Origin of the sequence: Methylobacterium sp. E-041 (assembly GCF_022829665.1) — a bacterium.
Classification (GTDB): domain Bacteria; phylum Pseudomonadota; class Alphaproteobacteria; order Rhizobiales; family Beijerinckiaceae; genus Methylobacterium.
The window spans coordinates 1-4,572 of record NZ_JAKSYQ010000219.1 but is presented as its reverse complement, the minus strand read 5'-3'; the positions used below and the strand labels follow the sequence as shown (position 1 = coordinate 4,572).

General features: G+C 64.4%; 2 protein-coding genes and 2 pseudogenes. 3 read left to right on the top strand and 1 reads right to left on the bottom strand.

The features are described 5' to 3' along the window. Nucleotides 1-765 (bottom strand): annotated as a pseudogene (locus tag MKK70_RS20360) (AI-2E family transporter); the annotation flags it as partial. Nucleotides 766-952: 187 nt separating this feature from the next. Between MKK70_RS20360 and MKK70_RS20355 the strand changes: the two are divergent. The 3 genes and pseudogenes from MKK70_RS20355 to MKK70_RS20345 form a co-directional block, all read left to right on the top strand. Continuing rightward, nucleotides 953-1,779: pseudogene (locus MKK70_RS20355) on the top strand (transglutaminase-like domain-containing protein). Between the two features lie 45 nt (nucleotides 1,780-1,824). Continuing rightward, a complete protein-coding gene (locus tag MKK70_RS20350; RefSeq protein WP_243949543.1) occupies nucleotides 1,825-3,804 on the top strand; it encodes a hybrid sensor histidine kinase/response regulator in 1,980 nt (659 codons plus the stop codon). A 103-nt stretch (nucleotides 3,805-3,907) separates the two neighbouring features. After that, nucleotides 3,908-4,572, top strand: a 665-nt coding sequence (locus MKK70_RS20345; RefSeq protein WP_243949542.1) for a PAS domain-containing protein, incomplete at its 3' end; no start/stop codon positions are given.

Sequence of the window (4,572 nt, the reverse complement as noted above, 5' to 3'; positions counted from 1 at the left end):
GATGACGCCGAAGGCGGCGTTCATGCCGAGCTGGGCGAGAAAGTAGGTGCCGAGACGACCGGCCGCGTCATCCATCGCCACGGTGGTGCGATGCAGGTCGCTTGACCCGAACAGGCGGATCATGCGGTTGCGCAGGTCCTCACGCTGAAGGAGCAGGAACACAACCACGACCAAGACGATGCCAACGGTGGTCAGCGGCTCAAAGATCGGGCCCAGCACCTTCTCCGCGAGCGCAAGCGGCGAAATCTCGGGCTCCTGCACTCAGACAAGCTGTGCCCTAGGCGTATCCCCGCCCGGGCCGGTTGCCGCGGTGGTGCCGGCTGCGTCGGCCTTCTGGGTGACGTCGTGAACCTGGTGGCTGAACTTGGCGATGACCCGGTTGGCATCGCCGAGCCAGCCTTGCTGCAGGCCGGCGAACTTCTTCGAGACCGTCGCCTGGTACTGCGGCAGATTGCCAGCGAGCCCGGCCACCTGCGTACCGAGGACCGCGCCGATGCCGCCGATCACTCCGAGCGCGAGCAGCACCGCGACGATCACGGAGGGCACGCGCCCGAACTTGATCCGGCGCAACAGGTTGACCACCGGGGCCAGAACGAAGCTGAGGAGCACCGCCAGCACGAGGGGGATGAACACCTCGCGCCCGAAGTACAGCGCCGCGATCAGCACGACCCCCACCGCGAGGGTCAGCAGGCCGCGCAGGCCGGGCACAAGTGGCGGCGGCACCTGGGCGGGCTGCTTAGAAGCAATCGTCACGTCCATCGGCATACGCTTGCACCCTTCGACGCCGAGCTACACCCAGCGTGCCACCTCATAACGTCGTTCGCTCGGTTTCGTCCCGTGACATGCTTTGGTTCGGTCTATCCGCGGAGGCCCGCCGGCTCAGCGTCGATCCAGAAACGACGGTTCGGCGGACATTTTGCCTGGCCCAGCGTTCCAAGGAGGAAGGCTGATCGTGCGCATCCGTTGCGGCTACACCATAGCCCTCGACACGTTCAGTTCGACGCCGATGGTTTTATTGCTCAACGTCCGCCTGGAACGGCACCTCGACCTGCGCTCACGCGAAGTCATCGCGTTCGATCCGCCGGTTGCCGCCCGCTAGTTCCACGACCTATTTGGCAACCTCGTCACCTGCATCTACGTCCCGGGGGGCGGATCACATGTCAGCCGACTTCGAGATAAAGGACCATAAGCGGCCCGACGATCATGCCCTCGACGCCCCACAGATCCCGGTTCAGAACCTTTGGGACGAGGTGCTGCCGTTCCTGCTCGGCTCGCGCTATTGCGACCTCGACAAGCACTTGAAGACCGCTTGGAACCTGTTCGGCTCGATGCCAGAGGGATGCGCGCGTGAACAGGCCATCGTCGACTACGCGCACGTTCGGCTGCGCTTCGACTACAATCAGGCCGATACCACGCGCAGCGCTTTCGACGGCTACGGCGAGCAGGTTGGCGTTTGTCGCGACTTCGCGCACCTCTCTGTGACGCTGTGCCGGTGCATGAATATCCCGGCCTGCTATGTCATGAGCTACCTCAGCGACATCGGCCTCCGGAAAAGACCCGGCGCTGATGGACTTACACGCATGGTTCGAGGTCCACCTCGACGGTCCGACGGGGCCATGCTGGTATGCGTTCGACGCTCGGCACAATCGGCCTCGGATCGGCCGCATCGTGATGGCCTATGGTCGCGACGCGACGGATTGCTCGATCACGACCATTTTCGGACCCGCCCCGCTTGCGGGCTTCACGGTGATCACCGACGAGGTCGGCGACGTCGCGTGAGGCCGGGTCGGCTCCTCACGGGGAGGTAGACGCTTGCGAAGGTTCATGGAGGTCCTATCGGGCCACAGCTTCGGTCCGGTCACTCGCCATGCCATACCCGTCACGGCGGTCGCGGCGGCTACGCTGCTCCGGTTCCTGGCGCCCCTCGATACTGCCCCGTTCCTCCTGTACCTCCCCATCGTGTTCCTCGTCGCGCTCGCCCTTGGCCGGGGGCCGGGCGTCCTCGCGGTGGCGTCCTCTCTGCTGGCAGCCGCGTGGTTCTTCCAACGGTCGGATCATGCAGTCGGGCTGAACCCCGGGCAGGTCGTAGCACTCGCACAGTACCTCGTGGTTGGCCTCGCCATGGTCTGGGTATGCGACGCCCTACGCCGCTCGATGATAGAGCGCGAGGAGGTGCTCGGACGCATCGACGCCGCTAATGCGGGCCTTCGCGCGAGCCAGGCAGCGTTGGAGGACTCGCGCCGCGACGCTGAGGCCGCCCGCGAAGCTGCCGAGGATGCCAACCGGGCCAAGAGCAGCTTCCTCGCCAATATGAGCCACGAGTTGCGGACACCGCTGTCCGCTGTGATCGGCTATTCGGAGATGCTTGAGGAGGAGGCGGAGGAGCTCGGCCAGGACGGCCTGCTCAAGGACCTGGGAAAGATCAAGTCGAACGCCAAGCACCTGCTCGGGCTGATCAACGATGTGCTCGACTTGTCGAAGGTCGAAGCAGACAAGATGGAGACTTACGCCGAGGACATCGACCTCGAGGCATTCCTCCGTGACGCCGCCGGCACCGTCGAGGCCCTGGTGTCCAAAAAGGGCAACCGCCTCGTCCTTGATTTGGGCGATGGGCTTGGCACCGTGCGAACAGACGCGACCAAGTTACGCCAATGCCTATTCAACCTACTTTCCAACGCTGCGAAGTTCACCGAAGCCGGGACCATCATCCTGCGTGCGCACCGCGAACCGGGTGCGAATGGCGACCACCTTGTCCTGTCGGTGCAGGACACTGGCATCGGCATGAGCCCGGAGCAAGTCGAGCGTTTGTTCCAGCGCTTCGTCCAAGCCGATGGGAGCACGACCCGCAAATACGGCGGCACCGGCCTCGGTCTCGCCTTGACAAAGGCGTTCGCGCAACTGCTCGGCGGCGACGTCACCGTCACGAGCGCGATCGGACAAGGAACGAGGTTCATCCTTGTTGTGCCTGCGGCACTTTCCGAGCGCGATGGCGCCGACGTGGTCGAGAGGCCAGCCTCGGACGGAGCCACCGGCTCGGGTGCGCGCGGCCTAGTGTTGGTCATTGACGATGAGGCGAGCCAGCGCGACCTCATGGGCCGTTTCCTGGCGCGGCAGGGGTTCTCGGTGCGCACGGCCGGGGACGGCCGTACCGGCCTGGATTTGGCACGTGGCCTCGCACCGCGCGTGATTCTGCTCGACGTGATGATGCCGGAGGTGGACGGTTGGACGGTGCTCACTACTCTCAAGGGGGACCCAGCCACACAGGATATCCCAGTGGTGATGGTGAGCTTCGTCGCCGACGCGGCGCTCAGCGCCTCCCTTGGGGCGGCGGACGCGGTGCCGAAGCCGGTGGACTGGGCTAGGCTGAAGGGCGTGCTCGACCGGCTTGGGGAAGGGGCTGGGGACGTACTCGTCGTCGATGACGACGTCGACATGCGCGAGCGGCTCCGCACAGTCCTTGAACGCAGCGGCTGGTTGGTTCGCGAGGCTGGCGACGGGGTCGAAGCGTTGGACAGGGTCCGCGAGGCGACGCCGCGCCTTGTGCTACTCGATCTGACTATGCCGGTGATGGACGGCTTCGCTTTCCTCCATCGCCTCAGGAGCATGCCAGGCTGCGCCGATATCCCGGTCGTCGTCCTGAGCGCGCGCGACGTCACCACTGCCGAGCGTCAGCAACTTTCGGAGGCCGACCGTGTCCTGCGTAAGGGCGACGCCAGTCTGCAAGACATCGCCACCGAGCTGCGCAAGCTCGACAACTACCAAACGGATGGTAGGGAGGCGGTCACAAATCGAAGCTCCTTGTGAATCCGGGGTCACGTTTACCTATTTCAGTCTGCGGCCACCGGACCTTGCGGCTGATCGTGACGACTATAGCAAGCCTTGCTTCGTTACCTGGGGAGATACGCCGATGATCGAAGAGTCGCGCTACATACAAATGCGGCAGATCGTGGCCGGCTTGTCTGAAGGTGTGATCCTGATCGAGCCGGATCAGACGATCTCCTACGCGAACGCCGCCGCCGTGATGATGCATGGGGTTGCCGATGCCGACGATCTCGGCGCCACCGTGTCGGAGTACCGCACGAACTTCAAGTTGCACTACCGCAATCACCGGGAGATCGGCCCGCTACAACATCCCCTTGACCGGGTGCTTGCCGGCGAGGTGTTCCGCGACGTCGTGGTGGAGCTAGTCCCAACCCGGGATCCGTCACACAAGTGGATGCACCGTATCCGTAGCTTGGTGACCACGGATGCGGATGGCACGCCGAGCGGACTTGCCTTGGTCATGCAAGATGTGAGCGAACGCTACCAGGCCGAGGCTCGGTTCGAGCGCATGTTCAACGCCAACCCGGCCCCAGCGATCATCTGCCGGATCAGCGATCTGCGCTTCGTGCGGGTCAACCATGGTTTCCTCGACCTCACCGGCTACCATAATGATGACGTGCTCGGTCGGACCTTCTGCGAAATCGATCTGCTGCGCGAGGCCGAGCGTCGCGTGATGGCGATCCATCGCCTGCACGCGGGCCACACGATTCCGCAGATGGAGGCGCAACTTGCCACGCCTTGCGGGAAGGG

Coding starts and splice junctions, on each gene's coding strand:
- MKK70_RS20350 (WP_243949543.1), top strand. CDS start 1,825: ATGGAGGTCCTATCGGGCCACAGCTTCGGTCCGGTCACTCGCCATGCC.